Below are 21,467 nucleotides of genomic sequence, written 5' to 3' on the forward strand. Positions count from 1 at the left end.
GGGCGTGATGGCAGCTTCCCCGGCCCCCATGAAGGCACCTCCGAAGCCGACGTGGGAACCCAAGGCGCAGGAGTCCCCATACCCCTGGCTGCGGCCGACCATCCGGATACGGCTCACGCTGCTGTACGGCGGCATGTTCCTGATCGCGGGCATCCTCCTGCTGTCGATCATCTACATGCTGGCGGCGCAGGCGCTGCACGACGCGGGCGGCCCGGCCTTCCAGGTCTCCGGCACGAACGTCCAGATCTCCAGCGACACCTGTCCGCAGCTCGGCTCCGCGCAGAACAACGGCCAGCTCAACGAAGCGATCAAGAACTGCACCGCGGCACAGCGCCAGCACGCCCTCGACTCCCTGCTCAACAGGGCGCTGCTGGCCCTCGTCGGCCTCAGCATCATCGCCTTCGCCTTCGGCTACGCCATGGCGGGCCGCGTCCTGTCCCCGCTGGGCCGGATCACCCGCACCGCCCGCCGGGTGGCGGGAACGGATCTTTCCCGCCGGATCGAGCTGGACGGTCCCGACGACGAGCTGAAGGAGCTCGCGGACACCTTCGACGAGATGCTGGACCGCCTGGAGCGGGCCTTCACCGCCCAGCAGCGGTTCGTGGGGAACGCCTCGCACGAGCTGCGTACGCCCCTCGCGATCAACCGCACGCTCCTGGAGGTCCATCTCTCCGATCCGGAGGCCTCACCGGAGCTCCATCAGCTGGGCAAGACACTCCTGGCCACCAACGAGCGCAGCGAACAGCTGGTCGAAGGGCTGCTCCTGCTCGCCCGCAGCGACAACCAGATCGTCGAACGCAAGCCCGTGGACCTGGCCGAGGTCGCCGACCGCGCCATCGACCAGACCAGGGCCGAGGCGGCGGTGAAGGGGGTCGAGGTGCGCGGGGAGCGGGCCCAGGCCGTCGTCCAGGGCAACGGGGTACTCCTGGAGCGGATCGCGCTGAACCTCGTGCAGAACGCCGTGCGCTACAACGTGGCGGAGGGCGGCTGGGTGGAGGCCACCACCGAGCTCCGGCACGGACAGGCGCTCCTGACCGTCTCGAACACCGGGCCCGTGGTGCCCGCCTACGAGATCGACAACCTCTTCGAGCCGTTCAGGCGGCTGCGCACGGAGCGCACGGGCAGCGACAAGGGGGTCGGGCTCGGCCTGTCGATCGCGCGATCCGTCGCGCGGGCCCACGGAGGCCGTATCATCGCGGAGCCCCGCGAGGGCGGCGGTCTCGTGATGCGCGTCACCCTGCCTGTCTGAGAGGCTTCACGGTGTGAAGCCGCATTGGATCGCCCTGTTCGCTTTGGGCGGAATTTTCGAACCGGTTTCCATTCTGTCCTTGTGTGATCGATCACAGGGGCACTTTCCGGTCCCTCTACTCTCCGTGATCACAACTCTGTCCGAAAGCCTGGAAACGTCCGGGTTTCCGGGGGTCGATATCACGGGAAGTACACGGGGTGGCGCCCGTGAACTGCAGTAATCGGACCGTGTACGGTCCCCATCGCCACCCAAGCTGATCGCTCACGAGGGATCCGGTTGGGTGTCGATTGAGTAACAGACCTTGATGTGAGGCAAAATCTCCGCCTCAGGTCGGGCACAAGTCCGGCCTCTCACGCGTTACGTGCGCTGAGACACCGCAGACACCCATGAGGGGGAGAGCGACATGGCAACGGATTACGACACCCCACGCAAGACCGACGACGACGTGGACCAGGACAGCCTCGAAGAGCTCAAGGCTCGTCGGAGCGACAAGACGGCATCCGCCGTCGACGTGGACGAGTTCGACGCGGCAGAGGGACTGGAGCTGCCCGGCGCAGACCTGTCCAACGAAGAGCTGGCTGTGAGGGTTCTGCCCAAGCAGGCCGATGAGTTCACCTGCATGAGCTGCTTCCTCGTGCACCACCGGAGCCAGCTGGCGCGCGAGAAGAACGGCCAGCCCATCTGCCGCGACTGCGACTGAGGCAGGCCGGCGTGGCAGGCGACACACCGTTCCGGAAGCGGCGCTTGCGGCGCACGAAGTCGTCGGAGGCACATCAGGGCGGCACAGGCCCGGCAGAGGGCGAGAGCCCCACTGCCGAGCACCAGGCCGCCCTGCCTGCCTCTCCCGGCACACCACCTGACGACGAGCGGGGCCGTCCGGCCTCGCTCGAAGCGGTAAGGGCGACGGATGCGTCACCCGAGCCCGGGCAGGACGGACCGGCAGAGTCTCCGAAGGGCTCCGGCCCCCTGCACACACTGAAACGAGGCGTACGCAAGAGCCGGGAGAGTGCCGCGGCGGCGGTCGGCATGGTGGCCGATCGCATCATCGACACGGCTCCCCGTGTCCCTGTGCGGGACCTGGCCACCCTGCGCAAGCAGTTCCCGGGGCTCGGCCCGGAACAGCTCGCCGACAAGCTCGTCGCGGGCGCCTGCAACGCCACCGCGACCGTCGGCGCGGGCATCGGGGCAGCGGCGATGATGCCCGTACCCCCCGCCATGCTCGCCGAGCTGGCAGCCGAGATCACCGGAGTGGCCGCCGTCGAGATGAAGCTGGTCGCCGAGCTCCACGAGGTCTACGGCCGGCGCCCGCCGGGCAACCTCGGCCAGCGCAGCACCGCGTATCTGACGTCCTGGACGGAAGAGCGCGGCATCGACGTCTCACGCCCCACCACGCTCAACGCGGCGCTGGGCGGGCAGATGAAGCGCGAACTCCGACAGCAGATCATGAAGCGCACCGTGCGCGACCTGCCGAACCTCATCCCGTTCATGATCGGTGCCGCCGTTGGCGCGCTGATGAACCGACGGGACACCAGAAGGCTCGCCGACCGGGTCAGGAACGACCTGCGGCGCAACCAGGTCCCCTGGGACCGTCTCCCGGAGCTTCCCCCGCTGGAACAGCCCGCGGAACCCGCCAAGGAGCTGCCCAAGGGTCTGGACGACCCCGGCCGCTGACCACTCAGGCGGGTACGGGCGCGAGGGCCGCCACCAGAGCCTGCGGCTCCCGGGTCGACAGATAGAGATACGGCGTCGGGTCGGCCGGATCCGTGACCTTCACCCGCACCGCCGTCGGGACGTAGCTGCGCAGCAGCATGAACGCCCGCGGATCCGCCTTGTACGAGCGCCAGGCGCGGGCCTCGTCCCCCTCCAGCACCTCGGCGTCCCCGAGTGCTTCCAGGGGGATCCGGGCATCGCCGGCGACGAGGGCGCCCGCCACGACCCGGATGCGCGCGGAGCCGTACGAGCTCACGCCCACGCATGCCGCGGCCGTACCGGCGACCAGGCCGCCGAGCATCGGCAGGGCGCCGAGCGGCAGGAGCATCAGCGCGCAGGCGACGCCGATCCCGAAGGCGATGAGCCACCACGAGCGGGGTGCGGTGAGACGTTCGTCGAAGGGAGGTGCGGAAGGCTGCATGAAAGCAAGCTTGGCACGGCGCGACCCGCGGCCGGCCGCGCGGGTAAGGTCTGCGGCTGTGAGTGGAACATCTGCACGTCTGACACCTCCGGCCGACGCGGTGAAGCCTGTCCGCCATCCCGATGCTCCCGCGCCCGGTGAGCTCCTAGGGTCCCACTACGAACACTGTTTCGGCTGTGGTGGCGGGCAGCCGCACGGACTGCATCTCCAGGCGACGGCCGGAGAGGGTGTGAGCGTCACCGCCGAGTTCACCGTGAAGCCCGCCCACCAGGGTGCTCCGGGGCTGGCGCACGGAGGCGTCCTGGCCACGGCGATGGACGAGACGCTCGGCGCGCTGAGCTGGCTGCTGCGGGTCATCGCGGTGACCGGCCGGCTGGAGACCGACTACGTCCTGCCGGTGCCCGTCGACACGGTGCTCTTCCTGGAGGCCGAAGTCACCGCGGTGCACGGCCGGAAGATCTACTGCCGTGCGACGGGGCGGACCGGCGGCCCCGAAGGTCCCGTCGCGGTCCGTGCGGAAGCCCTCTTCATCGAGGTCAAGGTGGACCACTTCATCGACAACGGACGGCCGGAGGAGATCCAGGCCGCGATGTCCGATCCGAACCAGGTCAGGCGCGCCCGCGCCTTCGAGGTGAACCCCTGATGCGCCACCCCGTCGACGTACTCATCCGCCGGGTCGACCCGGACGTGCCGATTCCCGGGTACGGACACCCTGGCGACGCCGGTGCCGATCTGGTCACCACCGAGGCGGCCGAGCTCGCCCCGGGCGAGCGGGCGGTGCTCCCCACCGGGGTGTCGATCGCCCTGCCCGACGGCTACGCCGCCTTCGTCCACCCCCGCTCCGGCCTCGCTGCCCGCTGCGGAGTGGCTCTCGTGAACGCCCCAGGGACGGTCGATGCCGGGTACCGTGGGGAGATCAAGGTCATCGTGGTCAATCTCGACCCACGCGAGACCGTGAGGTTCGAACGGTTCGACCGGATTGCCCAACTGGTCGTCCAGCAGGTCGAGAAGGTGCGCTTCCACGAGGTGACGGAGCTCCCCGGCTCGGCGCGGGCCGAGGGGGGCTTCGGATCCACCGGCGGTCACGCCGCCGTGGACGGCGTCACGGGCGGTAACACCCAGGGTGGGAACAGCTACGCTTCGGTCGTATCCGACCGGGAAGGACGTTGACGTGTTCGGACGTCGCAAGAACAGTGGTTCCGCCAAGGACACGGCGGACGAAGCGCGCGAGGCCGAGCAGGTCGCCGACGAGCTCGACGACACCGCCGAGGGCGGCTCGCGCCGTACAAACCTTCCGCCGGCTCCCCGCCCCGACGGGCCGTGGGACATCTCCGAGGTCTCCCAGCCCGGCGAGGGCCGGGTGGACCTGGGCGGCATCTTCGTGCCCGGGGTCGAGGGCATGGAGCTCCGCGTGGAGGTCGCCGGTGACGCGATCGTCGCGGCGACCGTCGTGCTGCGCGACAGCGCGGTCCAGCTGCAGGCTTTCGCCGCTCCCAAGAAGGAGGGCATCTGGGGCGAGGTGCGCGAGGAGATCGCCTCGGGCATCACCCAGCAGGGCGGGATCATCGACGAGGTCGAGGGCCCGCTGGGCTGGGAGCTGCGTGCCCAGGTCCCCGTACAGCTTCCGGACGGGAAGACCGGCGTACAGCTGGTGCGCTTCATCGGCGTCGACGGACCGCGCTGGTTCCTGCGCGGCGTGATCTCCGGTCAGGGTGCCGTTCAGCCGGAGGCCGCCGGGCTGCTGGAGACGATCTTCCAGGACACCGTCGTCGTGCGCGGTGACGGTCCGATGGCGCCGCGTGACCCGATCGTCCTGAAGCTCCCCAACGACGCCCAGATGGTGCCCGAGGGTGTGCAGCAGGAGGACCAGGAGAGCTCGAAGTTCTCCGGCGGCATGGGCCAGCTCCAGCGCGGGCCCGAGATCACCGAGGTGCGCTGACCGCACCCCAGTTCGTTCCGGCCGGTGGGCCGCGCCCCGGGGAGGGGGCGCGGCCCACCGGCCTTTCCATTGCCTCACCGGCTGCCTCATGCACATACTGGCGGCTGCCTGAGGAGAGCGGTACGCACGGCGGCGTACACGCGGGGGAGAGCGATGACACGGACCACCGACGGACAGACCGGCACGGCCCTGGCCGAGAGCCCGGCCGACGGCCCCATGGTGAGCGTCGAGGACCTGCACCGCTCGTACGGGAGCGGCGCTGCCGCCGTGCATGCCCTGCGGGGGGTCTCCTTCGAGATCCCGCGCGGAGAGCTCGTCGCGCTCAAGGGCCGCTCGGGATCGGGCAAGACCACCCTGCTCAACCTGGTCGGCGGCCTCGACACACCGGACAGCGGCCGCATCACCGTCGGCGGCACCGACCTCTCCGGGCTCGGTGAGGACGGGCTGCTGGAGCTCCGCCGGGACAGGATCGGCTTCATCTTCCAGTCGTTCGGCCTGATCCCGATCCTGACCGCGGCGGAGAACGTCGGCGTGCCCATGCGCCTGCGCAGGACCGACCCGCACGAGCGCGAGGAGCGCGTGGCGCTGCTGCTCTCCCTGGTGGGCCTCGGTGACCACGCCCAGCAGCGCCCCGGAGAGCTCTCCGGCGGCCAGCAGCAGCGCGTGGCCATCGCCCGCGCGCTCGCCAACCGGCCCGCCCTCCTGATCGCCGACGAGCCCACCGGGCAGCTCGACGCCGAGACAGGGCTCGCGGTCATGCATCTGCTGCGGGCCGTCGTGCGCAGCGAGGGCGTCACCGTCCTGGTCGCCACCCACGATCCGCAGCTGCTCGGCTTCGCCGACCGGGTCCTGGAGCTCAGCGACGGGCACCTGCTCGAGCACGTCTGACCTGCTGAGCCGCGTCAGAATCCCGTCAATACGAACCCCCGGCGCACCCCTCCGGCCCCTGTGCGAGAAATTCCCGGGGTAGCTTCGAATCCGGCTCCCCGTATCTGCGGTGGCCGGTTCAGGGAAGACAATGGGGCCATGGGACGCGGCAAGCTACGGATCTACCTGGGTGCGGCACCCGGCGTCGGCAAGACCTACGCGATGCTGTCCGAAGCCCATCGACGGGTGGAGCGGGGCACGGACTGCGTCGTCGCGTTCATCGAGCACCACGACCGTCCGCGCACCGAGGTGCTGTTGCACGGCCTGGAGCAGATCCGGCGCCGTGACATCGAATACCGCTCCGCCGTCTTCGCCGAGATGGACGTCGACGCAGTCCTGGAGAGGGCGCCGGCCGTGGCCCTCGTGGACGAACTCGCCCACACCAACGTGCCCGGCTCCCGCAACGCCAAGCGCTGGCAGGACGTCGAGGAACTCCTCAAGGCCGGCATCGACGTGGTGTCCACCGTCAACATCCAGCACCTGGAGTCCCTCGGCGACGTCGTGGAGTCGATAACCGGGGTGCGGCAGCAGGAGACCATCCCCGACGAGGTCGCCCGGCGCGCCGATCAGATCGAGCTTGTCGACATGTCGCCCCAGGCGCTGCGCCGGCGTATGGCCCACGGCAACATCTACCAGTCGGACAAGGTCGACGCCGCTCTGTCCAACTACTTCCGCCCCGGCAACCTGACCGCCCTGCGCGAGCTGGCCCTCCTCTGGGTCGCCGACCGGGTCGACGAGTACCTCCAGCAGTACCGCGGCGAACACGACATCAGCGCCCCCTGGCAGGCCCGTGAGCGCATCGTCGTCGGACTGACCGGCGGACCGGAGGGCCGTACGCTCATCCGTCGCGCCTCCCGGATGGCCGCGAAGGGCTCCGGGAGCGAGATCCTCGCGGTCTACATCGCCCGCAGCGACGGACTGACCTCCGCGTCACCCAAGGAGCTCGCCGTCCAGCGCACCCTCGTGGAGGACCTCGGGGGCACCTTCCACCACGTCATCGGCGACGACATACCCTCGGCACTCCTCGCGTTCGCCCGGGGCGTCAACGCCACCCAGATCGTCCTGGGCTCCAGCCGCCGCAAGACCTGGCAGTACATCTACGGCCCCGGGGTCGGCGCCACCGTCGCCCGCGAGTCGGGACCCGACCTCGACGTGCACATCGTCACGCACGAGGAGGTCGCCAAGGGACGCGGACTGCCGATCGCGCGCGGGGCCCGGCTCAGCCGCACCCGGATCGTCTCGGGCTGGCTCGCCGGCGTCGGCGGACCGGCCCTCCTGACCCTGCTCCTGCACGGAATGGAGAACGGGCCGGGACTCGCCAACGACGTCCTGCTCTTCCTCTTCCTGACCGTCGCCGCCGCGCTGCTCGGAGGCCTGGCCCCCGCGCTCGCCTCCGCCGCGGCGGGCTCCCTGCTCCTGAACTACTGGTTCACACCGCCCACCCACACCCTGACCGTCCAGGACCCCGAGAACTTCGTCGCCATCGTGATCTTCTTCGCGGTGGCGGTGGCGGTCGCCTCAGTGGTCGACCTGGCGGCCCGGCGCACCCACCAGGCCGCACGGCTGCGCGCCGAGTCGGAGATCCTCTCCACGCTCGCCGGCAGCGTCCTGCGGGGCGAGACGGCCCTGGACGCCCTCCTCGACCGGGTCCGTGAGACCTTCGGCATGGAATCCGTCGCCCTCCTGGAGCGGCAGAGCGACGTCGAGCCCTGGACCTGCGCCGGATCCGTCGGGCCCGCGCCGGTGGCACGGCCCGACGACGCGGACGTGGACATGCCCGTCGGCGACCACATGGCGCTGGCGCTCTCCGGCCGCGTGCTGCCCGCGGAGGACCGCCGGGTCCTCGGCGCCTTCGCCGCGCAGGCAGCCGTGGTGCTCGACCGGCAGCGGCTGGTGGGGGAGGCGGAGGCCGCCAGACGGCTCGCCGAGGGCAACCGGATCAGGACCGCGCTGCTCGCCGCCGTCAGCCACGACCTGCGTACCCCGCTGGCCGCCATCAAGGCCGCGGTCAGCTCCCTGCGCTCCGACGACGTCTCCTGGTCCGACGCGGACGAGGCGGAGCTCCTCGCGGCCATCGAGGACGGCGCGGATCGCCTGGACCACCTGGTCGGCAATCTGCTCGACATGTCGCGCCTGCAGACCGGCACGGTGACCCCGCTGATCCGCGAGCTCGACCTCGACGAGGTCGTCCCGATGGCCCTCGGCGGCGTACCCGAGGGCAGCGTCGACCTGGACATCCCCGAGACGCTGCCCATGGTCGCCGTGGACCCCGGACTGCTCGAGCGGGCGGTCGCCAACATCGTCGAGAACGCCGTCAAGTACAGCCCCGGCCGGGAACGCGTCACCGTCGCCGCGAGCGCCCTGGGCGAACGCGTCGAGCTGCGGGTGGCCGACCGCGGCCGCGGAGTCCCGGACGAGGCCAAGGAACGCATATTCGAGCCGTTCCAGCGCTACGGTGACGCCCCGCGCGGGGCCGGGGTCGGCCTCGGGCTCGCCGTCGCCCGCGGATTCGTGGAGTCCATGGGCGGCACGCTGGACGCCGAGGACACCCCGGGCGGCGGCCTCACCATGGTCCTCACGCTCACCGCCGCGCCGGGTCAGGTGCGGGCCGGCCCCGTACCGCCCGTGCGCGTCGCCTCGTGAGATCCCCGCGGCGCACCCCCCTCCCGTACACGTATTCAGGAAAGGCAGGTCCGCGATGACCCGGGTGCTCGTGGTCGACGACGAGCCGCAGATCGTGCGCGCCCTCGTGATCAATCTGAAGGCGCGCAGGTACGAGGTGGACGCGGCGCCCGACGGGGCGACCGCCCTCCAGCTCGCGGCGGCACGGCACCCCGACGTCGTCGTCCTCGACCTCGGCCTGCCGGACATGGACGGCGTCGAGGTGATCAGGGGCCTGCGCGGCTGGACCCGGGTGCCGATCCTCGTGCTCTCCGCACGCCACACCTCCGACGAGAAGGTGGAGGCCCTGGACGCCGGTGCCGACGACTACGTCACCAAGCCGTTCGGCATGGACGAGCTCCTGGCCCGGCTGCGCGCCGCAGTGCGCCGGGCGGAACCGGTCGGCCAGGACGTCGGCGACGACCTGGTGGTCGTCGAGACCGAGGGGTTCACCGTCGACCTGTCGGCGAAGAAGGTGCACCGTGAGGGCCGCGACGTGCGGCTCACTCCCACCGAGTGGCACCTGCTGGAGGTCCTCGTCCGCAACGCCGGACGGCTCGTCAGCCAGAAGCAGTTGCTCCAGGAGGTCTGGGGGCCCTCGTACGGCACCGAGACCAACTATCTGCGGGTATACATGGCGCAGCTGCGCCGCAAGCTGGAGGCCGACCCCTCGCACCCCAGGCACTTCGTGACCGAGCCCGGCATGGGCTACCGCTTCGAGCGGGGGCGGCCCGTCCCCGAGTGATCGGCGTCACTCGTTCGGGTGGCATCCGTCCGGGCCAGCCCCTACCACAGGGGACCGGTACCCTTCGGGTATGAGCGCTGTTCCCCGATCCGAGAAGTCAGGCGGGACCTCGAGGCCGTCCGGCCGCTTCCGCCGCATGCTCGACCGGCTGTCCAGCTCCCAGGAGGACCTGGAGTCCGAGGAGCTGCGGGAGGACACGCACGCTTCGGGCTGCACGCGCATTTCCGAGTGCTCGGACCGCCAGATCGTCAAGGTCACTGGTACCTTGCGGACGGTCACCCTGCGTCCGCGTGCCGGAGTGCCCGCCCTGGAGGCGGAGCTCTTCGACGGCACCGCGCCGCTCGACGTGGTCTGGCTGGGCCGGCGTTCCATCGTCGGCATCGAGCCGGGCCGCAAGCTCATCGCGTCGGGCCGCGTAGCCATGAGTCATGGTCGCCGGGTGCTGTTCAATCCCAAATACGAACTCCGACCGCTCGGCAAGGAGTAGCCGGTGACGTCTCTCGACAAGCCGACGTCCGAAACGGACCAGCCCCACCGCACCGACCAGCAGGACGCCGACGCGAAGGCGGTCACGGAAGCCGCGCTCTTCGAGGCCTTCGGCGGCGTGCGCGGCATGGTGGAGACAGTCCTGCCCGGGCTGCTCTTCGTCACGATCTTCACCATCAACAAGGACCTCAAGGCGTCGGCCATCGCCGCGCTGGTGGTCTCCCTGGCCCTCGTCGCCGTGCGGCTGATCCGCAAGGACACCGTCAAGCACGCCTTCAGCGGCGTATTCGGTGTGGGCTTCGGCGTGGTCTTCGCGATGATGACGGGCAACGCCAAGGACTTCTATCTGCCGGGCATGATCTACACGCTCGGACTCGCCCTCGCGTACCTCGTCACGACGGTCGCCGGGGTGCCGCTGATCGGGCTGATCCTCGGCCCGGTCTTCAAGGAGAACCTCTCCTGGCGCACCAGGAACCCCGGCCGCAAGAAGGCGTACGCCAAGGCCAGCTACGCCTGGGGGCTGATCCTGCTCGCCAAGTGCGCGATCCTCTTCCCGCTGTACTGGTGGGCCGACACCGCTCAGCTCGGATGGGTGCTGGTCGCGCTCAAGATCCCGCCGTTCCTGCTCGCCGTGTATCTGACGTGGGTCTTCCTGGCCAAGGCCCCGCCGCCCATCGACGTCTTCGCGGAGATGGAGGCGGAGGAGCAGGCGGAGAAGGACCGCAAGGACCGCAAGGCGGTCGAGGACAGCCTGGCCCCCGGATTCGCACAGGCCGAACAGGACCTGACCACGGGCTTCGCCGGCCCGGAGCGCGACGCCGGTCCCGCCGGGCACCGCCGTACGGACTGAGTCGGGCCGGACCGGGGCCTTCTCCGTCGCCCGCAGGAAGGGGCCCGGACCGTACGTCATCGACGTACGGTCCGGGCCCCTTCCGTGTGCTCGGGACGCCCTGCCTCAGCCCTGCCTCAGTCCTCGGCGGGCTCGCGGCGGACCGACAACAGGTCCTCCAGCTGCTCCTCGCGGGCCTGGGCGGCCACGAACAGCAGCTCGTCACCGGCCTCCAGGGTCTCCTCGGGGCTCGGCGTCAGCACCCGGGTGCCGCGGATGATCGTGACGAGCGAGGTGTCCTCGGGCCAGGCCACAGCACTCACCCGGATGCCGGCCAGCGCCGACTCCGGGGGCAGCGTCAGCTCGACCAGGTTGGCGTCGCCGTGGCTGAAGCGCAGCAGCCGGACGAGATCGCCGACGCTCACCGCCTCCTCGACCAGGGCGGACATCAGACGAGGAGTGGAGACCGCGACGTCGACGCCCCAGGACTCGTTGAACAGCCACTCGTTCTTCGGGTTGTTCACCCGGGCCACGACCCGCGGGACGCCGTACTCGGTCTTCGCGAGCAGTGAGACGACCAGGTTGACCTTGTCGTCACCCGTCGAGGCGATCACGACGTTGCACCGCTGGAGCGCCGCTTCGTCGAGCGACGTGATCTCGCAGGCGTCCGCGAGGAGCCACTCGGCCATCGGGACGCGCTCCACCGAGATGGCGGTCGGCGCCTTGTCGATCAGCAGCACCTCGTGCCCGTTCTCCAGGAGCTCGGCCGCGATGGAACGGCCCACCGCACCGGCCCCGGCAATCGCGACGCGCATCAGTGACCGCCCTCCTCGGGACCTTCGGCAAAGGCCTCCTCGACCTTCGCGATCTCGTCCGTACGCATCATCACGTGGACCAGGTCGCCCTCCTGCAGAACCGTCTGCGACGTGGGCAGTATGGCCTCACCCAACCGGGTGAGGAAGGCGACGCGGACGCCCGTCTCCTCCTGCAGTGTGCTGATCTTGTGCCCGATCCAGGACGGCGTGGTGTGCACCTCCGCGAGCTGCACACCGCCGCTCGGATCGCGCCACAGCGGCTCCGCGCCCGACGGCAGCAGCCGGCGCAGCATCTGGTCCGCCGTCCAGCGGACCGTGGCCACCGTGGGGATGCCCAGACGCTGATAGACCTCGGCACGCCGCGGGTCGTAGATACGCGCCGCGACGTTCTCGATGCCGAACATCTCGCGGGCCACCCGGGCGGCGATGATGTTGGAGTTGTCGCCGCTGCTGACGGCCGCGAACGCTCCGGCCTCCTCGATCCCCGCCTCACGCAGTGTGTCCTGGTCGAAGCCGACTCCGCTGACCCGCCTGCCGCCGAAGCCGGAACCGAGCCGGCGGAACGCCGTGGGGTCCTGGTCGATCACGGCGACCGTGTGGCCCTGCTGCTCCAGGGTCTGCGCGAGAGCGGCTCCGACGCGCCCGCAGCCCATGATGACGATGTGCACCTTGCGCCTACCCCGCCGTCCTGGTCGTCCGGATGACCTGCGAAAACACCCTGCTCACACTTCTCTCTCAGCTTGCGGGGCAAACAATCGGGCAACCACCTTCGGCGTTGCCCGTGGATGAGCTTATGCGGCGACGCCCGGACCGCCTCATCCGAGTGTGCGTATCCCACGGGCCGATGAGCAAAGCGAGGCGGGCCGCCGGGCGGGAGGGGGGAGCCACCGAGGGCCGCGGCCGGTCCGCACCGCAAGGATTTCGTTAAGGATTCCATGGACTTTTCCGGTGAGGGCGGGTAATTATGAAGGTTTTCCGGGTGCCGAGGGGGTGGTGCTTCGGCGGCGTGTCCCAGCAGCGCTTACGATCCTCACCGTGTCCAAACTGACCGACGTGCCCAAACGGATCCTGATCGGCCGGGCGCTGCGCAGCGACAAGCTGGGGGAGACGCTCCTCCCCAAGCGCATCGCGCTCCCCGTCTTCGCATCCGACCCGCTGTCCTCCGTTGCATACGCACCCGGAGAAGTCCTCCTCGTGCTGTCCATCGCGGGCGTGTCGGCATACCACTTCAGCCCGTGGATCGCGGTCGCGGTCGTGGTCCTGATGTTCACTGTCGTCGCCTCGTACCGGCAGAACGTCCGCGCCTACCCGAGCGGGGGAGGCGACTACGAGGTCGCCAACACCAACCTCGGCCCCAAGGCCGGGCTGACCGTCGCCAGCGCCCTCCTCGTGGACTACGTCCTCACCGTCGCCGTGTCGATCTCCTCGGGTGTGGAGAACCTCGGTTCCGCCATCCCCTTCGTCATCGAGCACAAGACGTTCTGCGCCATCGGCGCCATCGTGCTGCTGACGCTGATGAACCTCCGGGGCGTCAAGGAGTCGGGCAAGCTCTTCGCCATCCCGACCTACCTGTTCGTGGCCGGGGTCTTCGTGATGATCCTCTGGGGCGCCTTCCGCGGGCTGGCCCTCGGCGACACCATGCACGCGCCCACCTCGGACTACGAGATCAAGCCCGAGCACCAGGGGCTCGCGGGCTTCGCCCTCGTCTTCCTGCTCCTGCGCGCCTTCTCCTCCGGATGCGCGGCTCTCACCGGCGTCGAGGCGATCAGCAACGGCGTCCCCGCCTTCCGCAAGCCGAAGAGCAAGAACGCCGCGACCACCCTCGCGGCGATGGGCCTGCTGGCCGTCACCATGTTCTGCGGCATCATCGGCCTGGCCATGGCCACCGACGTGAAGATGGCGGAGAACCCCGCGAAGGACCTGCTCCACAACGGTGTCGCGGTCGGTGCGGGCTTCACCCAGGACCCGGTCATCTCCCAGGTCGCCGCGGCGGTCTTCGGTGACGGGACGTTCTTCTTCGTCTTCCTCGCGGCGGCCACCGCCCTCGTGCTCTTCCTCGCCGCGAACACCGCGTACAACGGCTTCCCGCTCCTCGGCTCGATCCTCGCCCAGGACCGCTACCTGCCCCGCCAGCTGCACACCCGCGGTGACCGGCTCGCCTTCTCCAACGGCATCGTGCTGCTCGCCGGGGCCGCGATCCTGCTCGTCTGGATCTACGGGGCCGACTCGACCCGGCTGATCCAGCTCTACATCGTCGGTGTCTTCGTCTCCTTCACGCTCAGCCAGACCGGCATGGTGCGGCACTGGAACCGCCATCTGCGTACCGAGAAGGACCCGGCCGCGCGCCGGCACATGGTCCGCTCCCGGGCGATCAACACCTTCGGCGCGTTCTTCACCGGACTGGTCCTGGTCGTCGTCCTGGCCACCAAGTTCACCCACGGTGCCTGGGTCGCGCTGCTCGGCATGGTGATCTTCTTCGGCACGATGACCGCGATCCGCAAGCACTACGACCGGGTCGCCGAGGAGATCGCCGCGTCCGACACCCCGTCCGACGACACCATGAGGCCTTCGCGGGTCCACTCGATCGTCCTGGTCTCCAAACTCCACCGGCCCACGCTGCGTGCACTCGCGTACGCCAAGCTGGTGCGCTCGGACCATCTGGAGGCGCTGTCCATCAGCGTCGACCCGGACGAGACGAAGGCACTCAGGAACGACTGGGAGCGGCGAGGCATCGACATCCCGTTGAAGATCCTGGACTCGCCCTACCGAGAGGTGACCCGGCCGGTCATCGACTACGTCAAGAGCCTGCGCAAGGACCGCCCGCGCGACGTGATCAGCGTCTACATCCCCGAGTACGTGGTCGGCCACTGGTACGAGCACCTGCTGCACAACCAGAGCGCGCTGCGGCTCAAGGGCAGGCTCCTCTTCACGCCGGGCGTGATGGTGACCTCGGTGCCCTACCAGCTGGAGTCCTCCGAGGCCGCGAAGGTGCGGGCCAGGAGGCGTGCGGACTGGATCGCCCCCGGATCGGTGCGTCGCGGTCCCGTGGAGCGGCGTCACAAGGATCCGAGTCATAAGGGCTGACTCCACGCTCCGCCTGTGGTAAGCGGCCGGCTTCCGCCCACGTAGACTGGTGGGCTGTTGTCCGGCCGTTTTGCCGTTTTCCTTTTTTCCTGACCTCTGGAGCCACCCCCTCATGCAGAACGAATCAACGTCGTCGCAGGCCGGGGAGTCACAGGCCGGGGAGGATCTGATCGGTCGGGAGTACGAGGTCGAGGTCGGCCCCGTCGCCCACGGCGGCCACTGCATCGCCCGTACGTCCGAGGGACAGGTGCTCTTCGTGCGCCACACCCTCCCCGGCGAGAAGGTCGTCGCCCGGGTGACCGAGGGCGGGAGCGACTCCCGTTTCCTGCGCGCCGACGCGGTCACGGTCATCGAGGCCTCCAAGGACCGGGTCGAGGCCCCCTGTCCGTACGCGGGGCCCGGCAAGTGCGGCGGCTGCGACTGGCAGCACGCCAAGCCCGGCGCCCAGCGCCGCCTCAAGGGCGAAGTGATCGCCGAGCAGCTCCAGCGCCTCGCGGGCCTCACGCCCGAGGAGGCCGGCTGGGACGGCACGGTCATGCCGGCCGAGGGCGACAAGCTCCCGCCGGGCGAGGTCCCCGCGTGGCGCACCCGCGTGCAGTACGCCGTCGACGCGGACGGCTTGGTCGGACTGCGCAAGCACCGTTCGCACGAGGTCCAGCCGATCGACCACTGCCTGATCGCCGCTCCCGGCGTCTCCGAGCTCGGCATCGAGAAGCAGGACTGGCCGCAGATGGCCACGGTGGAGGCCATCTCCGCCACGGGCTCCCACGACCGCCAGGTCATCCTGACCCCCCGCGAGGGCGGCCGCCTCCCGCTCGTCGAGCTCGACAAGCCCGTCTCCGTGCTCCGTGTCGACGAGAAGGACGGCGGCGTCCACCGTGTCCACGGCCGCGCCTTCGTCCGCGAGCGCGCCGACGACCGTACGTACCGCGTCGGCTCGGGCGGCTTCTGGCAGGTGCACCCGCAGGCGGCCGACACGCTGGTCCGCGCGGTCATGCAGGGCCTGCTGCCGCGCAAGAACGACATGGCCCTGGACCTCTACTGCGGTGTCGGCCTGTTCGCCGGCGCCATCGGCCAGCGCATCGGCGAGAAGGGTGCGGTGCTGGGCATCGAGTCCGGCAAGCGCGCCGTCGAGGACGCCCGCCACAACCTGAAGGACCTGGACCGGGTCCGCATCGAACACGGCAAGGTCGACCAGGTGCTGCCGCGCACGGGCATCACCGAGTGCGACCTGATCGTCCTGGACCCGCCGCGCGCGGGCGCGGGCAAGGCCACGGTCAAGCACCTGGCGTCGCTGGGCGCGCGCAAGATCGCGTACGTGGCGTGCGACCCGGCGGCGCTGGCGCGGGACATCGCGTACTTCCGGGACGGGGGGTACAAGGTGCGTACGCTGCGGGCGTTCGACCTGTTCCCGATGACTTCGCACGTGGAGTGCGTGGCGATTCTGGAGCCTGCGCAAAAGGACTCATGACCCGCGGTTTCGCTGCCTGAGTGGTTCGCTCGACCTGTTTGCGGCCATCCAACAGGTCGAGTGGACGGATTGGCTGCTGGAGGTGCTTTGGCCCGCGCGGAGCGGTGGTGATCTTCCGTCGCCCAGCCGGCCACCTCCCGCGCCGTGAGATCGATACAGGTCGCCGGATACAACTTCCCTTGCGGTGAAGTCCCGGCCGATCGGGTCAAGGGGGAACACCGCGCGGTTCGCCTGTCGGGTCAGGCCCTGGCGCCGACGCCGGGTGATTCCGACGATCCGGTGCTGCGCGTCAGCCGCTCGGCTTCTTGGAGTTCACCGTCCGCCCGGCCTGCCGTAGGGCAGCGCGGATCCTCGGCGTCCCGTAGGCGCCGCCCGATCCGGCGTGGATCACCCGGTCTCCGCCCACCATCACCTCCTCGACCCGCTCCCGCGCCGTCCGGGCCGGCCGCGACGCCCTGTGCGCGCCATAGGTGCACAATCACCGCGCCGTGGCCATCTACCGACGTTGACGGTGGAGGCGCTCTGCGCCTCCACCGCCTTGTTGCTGGTGCGGTTGATCAGCCGGGTGTGGCCTGCGTCGGGGTCGGCCGAGCGGAACCGCTGGTTGGACACGTGGTGGTCGGCCCAATTCTGGTGTCCACCGTCGCAGCCTCGACGGGCGCCGGATTCAGCGCGGCGAGGATGCCCGATCGCGAGGGTCGCCGCCACCGCTGTGGCGCCCCGGGACCGTCAACGATGTCGTCCTGGAGGGGCAGGGGAAGCCGCACTGTCGGCCCTCAATCGTTTCGCCCTTTTGTCGGTGGCAGGCCCCATCAGGTGCGGGTCCAGCGTTGGTTGCTGCCGTTCGAGCAGGAGTAGAGCTGGATCAGGGTTCCGTTGGCGGTGCCGTTGCCGACGGCGTCGAGGCAGAGGCCGGACTGGACGCCGACGATGGATCCGTCGGAGTTGAGGCGCCATTTCTGGTTGTCGCCGCCCCAGCAGCTGTAGATCTGGACTTTGGCCCCGTTGCCGGTCCCCGCGGCGTCCAGGCACTTGCTGCCGTAGACCTTGAGCTCACCGGCGTCGGTGTACGCCCACTGCTGGTTGGTGCTGCTGTTGCAGTCCCGCAGCTGCAGCTGGGTGCCGTCGGTGGTGCTGCTGCTTGGCACGTCCAGGCAGCGGCCCGACCCGACGCCCTTGATCTGTCCGGAACCCGAAGGGGGCGTGGTGGAGCCGCCGTTGAGTGCGTTGAGGACCGCGGTGTAGGCGGGCTTCTTGCTGCCGTCGCCGTTGAACAGCAGCGGCGTGTCCTGCGAGCGCCAGGAGTCGGTGTCGCGCACGCCCCAGACGGTGATGCCGAGGCAGCGAGAGACGGCCAGGCAGTCGTTGGTCACGCTGGCGTAGGTCGAGGCCGGGGCGCCCTGGATGTCGAGTTCGGTGATGGCCACGTCGACGCCGAGGGCGGCGAAGTTCTGCAGAGTGGTGCGAAAGTTGCTGTTGTAGGGACTGCCGCTGTTGAAGTGCGACTGGAAGCCGACGCAGTCGATGGGCACGCCGCGCTGCTTGAAGTCCCGGACCATGGCGTACATGGCCTGGGTCTTGGCCCAGGTCCAGTCCTCGACGTTGTAGTCGTTGTAGCAGAGCTTGGCCGCCGGGTCGGCGGCGCGCGCGGTGCGGAAGGCGACCTCGATCCAGTCGTTGCCGGAGCGCTGCAGGTTGGAGTCCCGCCGGGCTCCCGAGCTGCCGTCGGCGAAGGCCTCGTTCACGACGTCCCACTGGGTGATCTTGCCCTTGTAGTGGGCCATCACGCCGTTGATGTGGTCATTCATCGCCTGGCGCAGTGTGCTGCCGCTGAGGCTCTGCATCCAGCCGGGCTGCTGGGAGTGCCAGGCCAGGGTGTGGCCGCGCACCTGCTTGCCGTTCTGCACCGCCCAGTTGTAGACGCGATCAGCGGAGGTGAAGTTGAACTGGCCCCGCTGCGGTTCGGTGGCGTCGATCTTCATCTCGTTCTCGGCCGTCACCGAGTTGAACTCACGGCCGGCGATCGTCGTGTACGCCGAGTCGCCCAGCTTGCCCGAGGCGATGGCGGTGCCGAAGTACCGGCCGCTCTGCGCCGCCGCGGCGCCGAGCGTGCTCTCGGCGGCGTGTGCGGTCGGCGGGGCCACCAGTGTGGCGACCGCACCGAGGACTCCGACGACCAGCGCCAACAGCAGGCTGCGGATCTTCCGGCGGACAACGGGTCTGGGAAGGGCATACGAGCCCATGGCTGTGCCTCCAAGGTAGAAATCACGGAAGGGCTGAAGCGCAGGGGTTGCGTCCTCCGCGCCCAGTCGGCGGACGGACTGACTGACAGGGGGGGAAGGCCGGGCGGCACGGAATGACCGGACACCGCGGTCATGGGACGGGACGATCTTCGACACAGGCACGGGGGTACTCCATCGCGGCTCAGTCGGGGGACCACCACGCGGCGTCGCGTACCTCTCCAACTGCGTGAAGAGCCAGGATGCGCTGGTGCCAACCGCGCCGGAAAGAAAGGGTGGCGCAGGTGCTCCGCTGCTCGGATCTGATGTGCGGCACGGATTCCCCAAGGCCGGTGCGGTCGGAGTGTCGAGCTGCGGCCGGTTTCCCAGACACGAATGATTGGGGTGTTGACGGCGCATCGTCAATACTTCCGGCAGGAAAAGTTTCAGTACTCTGTTCGAAAGTTTCGAAACCTCCAGTGAGTTGAGCGGCGCCACTGTCGGCGGATGTCGTAGGGCTGAGGCCGGGGCGAGCGTGGGGGCGGCCGTCGAGCGGTGGATCCCGCCAGGCCTGCGTGGTGCGGCCGTTGGGCCGACAGGCCATGCGTCGGCCGTCGATCAGCGGATCCGCGATGCCGCCGCGGCTGGGTGAGCTCGTAGCTGCGGCGACGCGGCAGCGTGGTGTCGGAGGTCTGCTCGCCGACTTACCGCTTCGGCGCCGGCGTGAACCCTTTGGCGTCCGGGTCGCACCGTGTCACCTCCACTCCGGAGCTGCGTGGGGTGCGGCTCGGTCATTGGGCGGTGCGACGTGTGGCGTTTCGTGCACGGGGTTCATAAATGTTTCGGATTAGATGGCGACACATGCGAGAGGTATTGACGTCGTTTACTGGCTCCCTATCATTGAGCTCGCTCGACACTTCGACCCTTGTTCGATATCGCGAACATGTCGAGTCGCTCCATTCGTATACCAGGGCAACTCGAGGCCGCGTCACCGGAGGTGGGGCCGCAAGAGGTCATGTCGATATGTGTCATGACCTCATCAAACTCTTGTCGTTGCTCTTCGACCGTGCCACCCGGGCGCTCGGCCGTCCAAGCCTCCGCCCCCGGACGTCCATGCCGCCCGAAGGCGCCGAGCGCCACCGGTCCTTCCCGAGGTCGCGAAGGGCTGGGAAGTCACAAGCGGTACGCCGTGGTGCTCATGGAGCGCTGCACACCGCACCACACCGACAGCCCGGCCGACCTCTGGCGAGGTCGGCCGGAACCGTCCACTCGAGGTTGAGGAAGTCCCCATGTACGGAGGAAAATTCAGCCGCAGGCATCCGTCTGCGGTGCTCGCCACCGTGGTCGCGGCCCTCGCCGCTCTGGCGGCGATGCTCGTCGCCACCCCGGCTCAGGCGGCTGCCAGTGGCGCCTTGCGCGGTGTCGGTTCGGGTCGGTGCCTCGATGTCGCGGGTGCCGTCCAGACAGACGGCGCGTCCCTGCAGATCTACGACTGCTGGAACGGAACCAACCAGCAGTGGACGTTGACGGACGCCAACCAGCTGACCGTATACGGCAACAAGTGCCTGGATGTTCCGGGCCACGCCACCACGGCCGGTACCAAAGTGCAGATCTGGAGCTGTTCCGGCGGTGCGAACCAGCAGTGGCGGGTGAACTCCGAGGGCGCGGTCGTCGGCGTGGAGTCCGGGCTGTGCCTGGAGGTCGCGGGCGCCGGTACGGCCAACAGTACGGCGGTGCAGCTGGGGGCGTGCAACGGCGGCAGCAGCCAGAAGTGGACCGGCCTGACGGGGACGCCGCCGACAGGCGGCACGTGCTCTCTTCCGTCGACGTATCGCTGGACATCGACGGGTGTGCTGGCGCAGCCGGCGAACGGCTGGGCCGCGGTGAAGGACTTCACCACCGTGACGCACAACGGCAGGCACCTGGTCTACGCGTCGAACGTGTCGGGATCGTCGTACGGCTCGATGATGTTCAGTCCCTTCACGAACTGGTCGGACATGGCCACGGCCGGCCAGAGCGGGATGAACCAGGCCGCGGTGGCGCCCACGCTGTTCTACTTCGCGCCCAAGAACATCTGGGTGCTGGCGTACCAATGGGGTGCGTGGCCCTTCATCTACCGCACGTCGAGCGACCCCACCAACCCCAACGGCTGGTCCTCCCCGCAACCGCTGTTCACCGGGAGCATCTCAGGCTCCGACACCGGCCCGATCGATCAGACCCTGATCTCCGACGGCCAGAACATGCATCTGTTCTTCGGGGGTGACAACGGCAAGATCTACCGGGCGAGCATGCCGATCGGGGACTTCCCGGGCAACTTCGGATCGTCGTACACGACGATCATGAGCGACACGAAGGCCAACCTCTTCGAGGGCGTGCAGGTCTACAAGGTCCAGGGCCAGAGCCAGTACCTCATGATCGTCGAGGCGATGGGCGCGAACGGGCGCTACTTCCGCTCCTTCACGGCCTCCAGTCTGAACGGGGCGTGGACCCCGCAGGCAGCCAGTGAGAGCAACCCCTTCGCGGGCAAGGCCAACAGCGGCGCCGCCTGGACCAACGACATCAGCCACGGTGACCTCGTCCGCAACAACCCCGACCAGACCATGACCATCGACCCCTGCAACCTGCAGTTCCTCTATCAGGGCAAGGACCCCAACGCGGGCGGCGAATACAACCGACTGCCGTGGCGGCCGGGCGTCCTCACCCTGCAACGCTGACCTTCCCGATTCACGGCGGTCGGTTCCACTTGCCGGTCGACACCACCGCATCGAGGAACCCCAGCCGTTCGCAGGCCGGGGTTCCTCTCACCTCCCGGTGCGGGCTGGCGGGAGTGCCACTCGAAGCGGTTCGTGACCGGGCAGCCGGCGTACTCGATCCTGGTCCGCGACATCGAGGAGGCCATGCCGTCCACCGT

18 protein-coding genes are annotated in these 21,467 nt (G+C 69.4%); 14 read left to right on the plus strand and 4 right to left on the minus strand.

Going from position 1 to position 21,467, the window contains the following annotated elements:
- The first annotated feature begins 7 nt into the window (after positions 1–7).
- The 3 genes from OG379_RS28840 (at position 8) to OG379_RS28850 (ending at position 2,920) form a co-directional block, all read left to right on the plus strand.
- A complete protein-coding gene (locus tag OG379_RS28840; RefSeq protein WP_393762066.1) occupies positions 8–1,249 on the plus strand; it encodes a sensor histidine kinase in 1,242 nt (413 codons plus the stop codon).
- 403 nt (positions 1,250–1,652) lie between these two features.
- Positions 1,653–1,949, plus strand: coding sequence for a DUF4193 domain-containing protein (locus OG379_RS28845; RefSeq protein WP_003965732.1), 297 nt, complete (start codon positions 1,653–1,655; stop codon positions 1,947–1,949).
- Between the two features lie 11 nt (positions 1,950–1,960).
- The gene (locus OG379_RS28850; RefSeq protein ID WP_405665884.1) at positions 1,961–2,920 is read left to right on the plus strand and encodes a hypothetical protein; all 960 of its coding nucleotides are present in this window, start codon (positions 1,961–1,963) and stop codon (positions 2,918–2,920) included.
- A 4-nt stretch (positions 2,921–2,924) separates the two neighbouring features.
- Here the strand turns inward: OG379_RS28850 and OG379_RS28855 are convergent, their stop codons facing one another.
- Positions 2,925–3,380 carry a DUF3093 domain-containing protein gene (locus OG379_RS28855; RefSeq protein ID WP_393762070.1) on the minus strand — a complete coding sequence of 152 codons (456 nt, stop codon included), beginning with the start codon at positions 3,378–3,380 and terminating at the stop codon, positions 2,925–2,927.
- 58 nt (positions 3,381–3,438) lie between these two features.
- Between OG379_RS28855 and OG379_RS28860 the strand changes: the two genes are divergently transcribed.
- The 8 genes from OG379_RS28860 to OG379_RS28895 all read left to right on the plus strand — a co-directional run bounded on the left by OG379_RS28860 (position 3,439) and on the right by OG379_RS28895 (position 10,988).
- A complete protein-coding gene (locus OG379_RS28860; protein ID WP_393762072.1) occupies positions 3,439–4,023 on the plus strand; it encodes a PaaI family thioesterase in 585 nt (194 codons plus the stop codon).
- Complete coding sequence (gene dut / locus OG379_RS28865) at positions 4,023–4,550, plus strand: dUTP diphosphatase (RefSeq protein ID WP_014153608.1); 528 nt, start codon at positions 4,023–4,025, stop codon at positions 4,548–4,550. The genes OG379_RS28860 and dut overlap by 1 nt, the downstream gene beginning before the upstream one ends.
- Position 4,551: 1 nt before the next feature.
- The gene (locus tag OG379_RS28870; RefSeq protein ID WP_405665885.1) at positions 4,552–5,319 is read left to right on the plus strand and encodes a DUF3710 domain-containing protein; all 768 of its coding nucleotides are present in this window, start codon (positions 4,552–4,554) and stop codon (positions 5,317–5,319) included.
- A gap of 153 nt (positions 5,320–5,472) precedes the next feature.
- Entirely contained in the window at positions 5,473–6,207 is a 735-nt protein-coding gene (locus OG379_RS28875; RefSeq protein WP_405665886.1) for an ABC transporter ATP-binding protein, read from the plus strand.
- Between the two features lie 138 nt (positions 6,208–6,345).
- Positions 6,346–8,889, plus strand: coding sequence for an ATP-binding protein (locus OG379_RS28880; protein WP_393762078.1), 2,544 nt, complete (start codon positions 6,346–6,348; stop codon positions 8,887–8,889).
- Between the two features lie 55 nt (positions 8,890–8,944).
- Entirely contained in the window at positions 8,945–9,652 is a 708-nt protein-coding gene (locus OG379_RS28885; RefSeq protein WP_405665887.1) for a response regulator, read from the plus strand.
- Positions 9,653–9,722: 70 nt separating this feature from the next.
- Positions 9,723–10,139, plus strand: a complete 417-nt coding sequence (locus OG379_RS28890) for an OB-fold nucleic acid binding domain-containing protein (protein ID WP_393762080.1) — start codon at positions 9,723–9,725, stop codon at positions 10,137–10,139.
- Positions 10,140–10,142: 3 nt separating this feature from the next.
- The gene (locus tag OG379_RS28895) at positions 10,143–10,988 is read left to right on the plus strand and encodes a DUF3159 domain-containing protein (protein WP_405665888.1); all 846 of its coding nucleotides are present in this window, start codon (positions 10,143–10,145) and stop codon (positions 10,986–10,988) included.
- Between the two features lie 116 nt (positions 10,989–11,104).
- On the opposite strand, the gene OG379_RS28900 is transcribed toward OG379_RS28895, so the two are convergent.
- Together OG379_RS28900 and OG379_RS28905 are read right to left on the minus strand one after the other, a co-directional pair.
- Positions 11,105–11,782, minus strand: coding sequence for a TrkA family potassium uptake protein (locus OG379_RS28900; protein WP_322983383.1), 678 nt, complete (start codon positions 11,780–11,782; stop codon positions 11,105–11,107).
- Positions 11,782–12,450 carry a TrkA family potassium uptake protein gene (locus tag OG379_RS28905; protein ID WP_014153600.1) on the minus strand — a complete coding sequence of 223 codons (669 nt, stop codon included), beginning with the start codon at positions 12,448–12,450 and terminating at the stop codon, positions 11,782–11,784. Before OG379_RS28905 ends, OG379_RS28900 begins: the two co-directional genes overlap by 1 nt.
- Positions 12,451–12,817: 367 nt before the next feature.
- On the opposite strand from OG379_RS28905, the gene OG379_RS28910 reads away from it, so the two are divergent.
- Both OG379_RS28910 and OG379_RS28915 read left to right on the plus strand, forming a co-directional pair.
- On the plus strand, positions 12,818–14,866 hold the full coding sequence (locus OG379_RS28910; protein ID WP_405665890.1) for an APC family permease: 2,049 nt from the start codon (positions 12,818–12,820) through the stop codon (positions 14,864–14,866).
- Positions 14,867–14,978: 112 nt separating this feature from the next.
- Positions 14,979–16,337 carry a class I SAM-dependent RNA methyltransferase gene (locus tag OG379_RS28915; RefSeq protein WP_393762087.1) on the plus strand — a complete coding sequence of 453 codons (1,359 nt, stop codon included), beginning with the start codon at positions 14,979–14,981 and terminating at the stop codon, positions 16,335–16,337.
- A gap of 812 nt (positions 16,338–17,149) precedes the next feature.
- Here the strand turns inward: OG379_RS28915 and OG379_RS28920 are convergent.
- Positions 17,150–18,580: an endo-1,4-beta-xylanase gene (locus OG379_RS28920; RefSeq protein WP_405665891.1), complete on the minus strand. Its 1,431-nt coding sequence runs from the start codon at positions 18,578–18,580 to the stop codon at positions 17,150–17,152.
- A 1,265-nt stretch (positions 18,581–19,845) separates the two neighbouring features.
- Between OG379_RS28920 and OG379_RS28925 the strand changes: the two genes are divergently transcribed.
- Positions 19,846–21,270: a non-reducing end alpha-L-arabinofuranosidase family hydrolase gene (locus tag OG379_RS28925; protein ID WP_405665892.1), complete on the plus strand. Its 1,425-nt coding sequence runs from the start codon at positions 19,846–19,848 to the stop codon at positions 21,268–21,270.
- Positions 21,271–21,467: the final 197 nt, after the last annotated feature.

The organism is Streptomyces sp. NBC_01166, assembly GCF_045039765.1.
Classification (GTDB): domain Bacteria; phylum Actinomycetota; class Actinomycetes; order Streptomycetales; family Streptomycetaceae; genus Streptomyces.

Coding starts and splice junctions, on each gene's coding strand:
- OG379_RS28885 (WP_405665887.1), top strand. CDS start 8,945: ATGACCCGGGTGCTCGTGGTCGACGACGAGCCGCAGATCGTGCGCGCC.
- OG379_RS28880 (WP_393762078.1), top strand. CDS start 6,346: ATGGGACGCGGCAAGCTACGGATCTACCTGGGTGCGGCACCCGGCGTC.
- OG379_RS28875 (WP_405665886.1), top strand. CDS start 5,473: ATGACACGGACCACCGACGGACAGACCGGCACGGCCCTGGCCGAGAGC.
- OG379_RS28855 (WP_393762070.1), bottom strand. CDS start 3,380: ATGCAGCCTTCCGCACCTCCCTTCGACGAACGTCTCACCGCACCCCGC.
- OG379_RS28920 (WP_405665891.1), bottom strand. CDS start 18,580: ATGGGCTCGTATGCCCTTCCCAGACCCGTTGTCCGCCGGAAGATCCGC.
- dut (WP_014153608.1), top strand. CDS start 4,023: ATGCGCCACCCCGTCGACGTACTCATCCGCCGGGTCGACCCGGACGTG.
- OG379_RS28925 (WP_405665892.1), top strand. CDS start 19,846: ATGTACGGAGGAAAATTCAGCCGCAGGCATCCGTCTGCGGTGCTCGCC.
- OG379_RS28840 (WP_393762066.1), top strand. CDS start 8: ATGGCAGCTTCCCCGGCCCCCATGAAGGCACCTCCGAAGCCGACGTGG.
- OG379_RS28915 (WP_393762087.1), top strand. CDS start 14,979: ATGCAGAACGAATCAACGTCGTCGCAGGCCGGGGAGTCACAGGCCGGG.
- OG379_RS28900 (WP_322983383.1), bottom strand. CDS start 11,782: ATGCGCGTCGCGATTGCCGGGGCCGGTGCGGTGGGCCGTTCCATCGCG.
- OG379_RS28890 (WP_393762080.1), top strand. CDS start 9,723: ATGAGCGCTGTTCCCCGATCCGAGAAGTCAGGCGGGACCTCGAGGCCG.
- OG379_RS28845 (WP_003965732.1), top strand. CDS start 1,653: ATGGCAACGGATTACGACACCCCACGCAAGACCGACGACGACGTGGAC.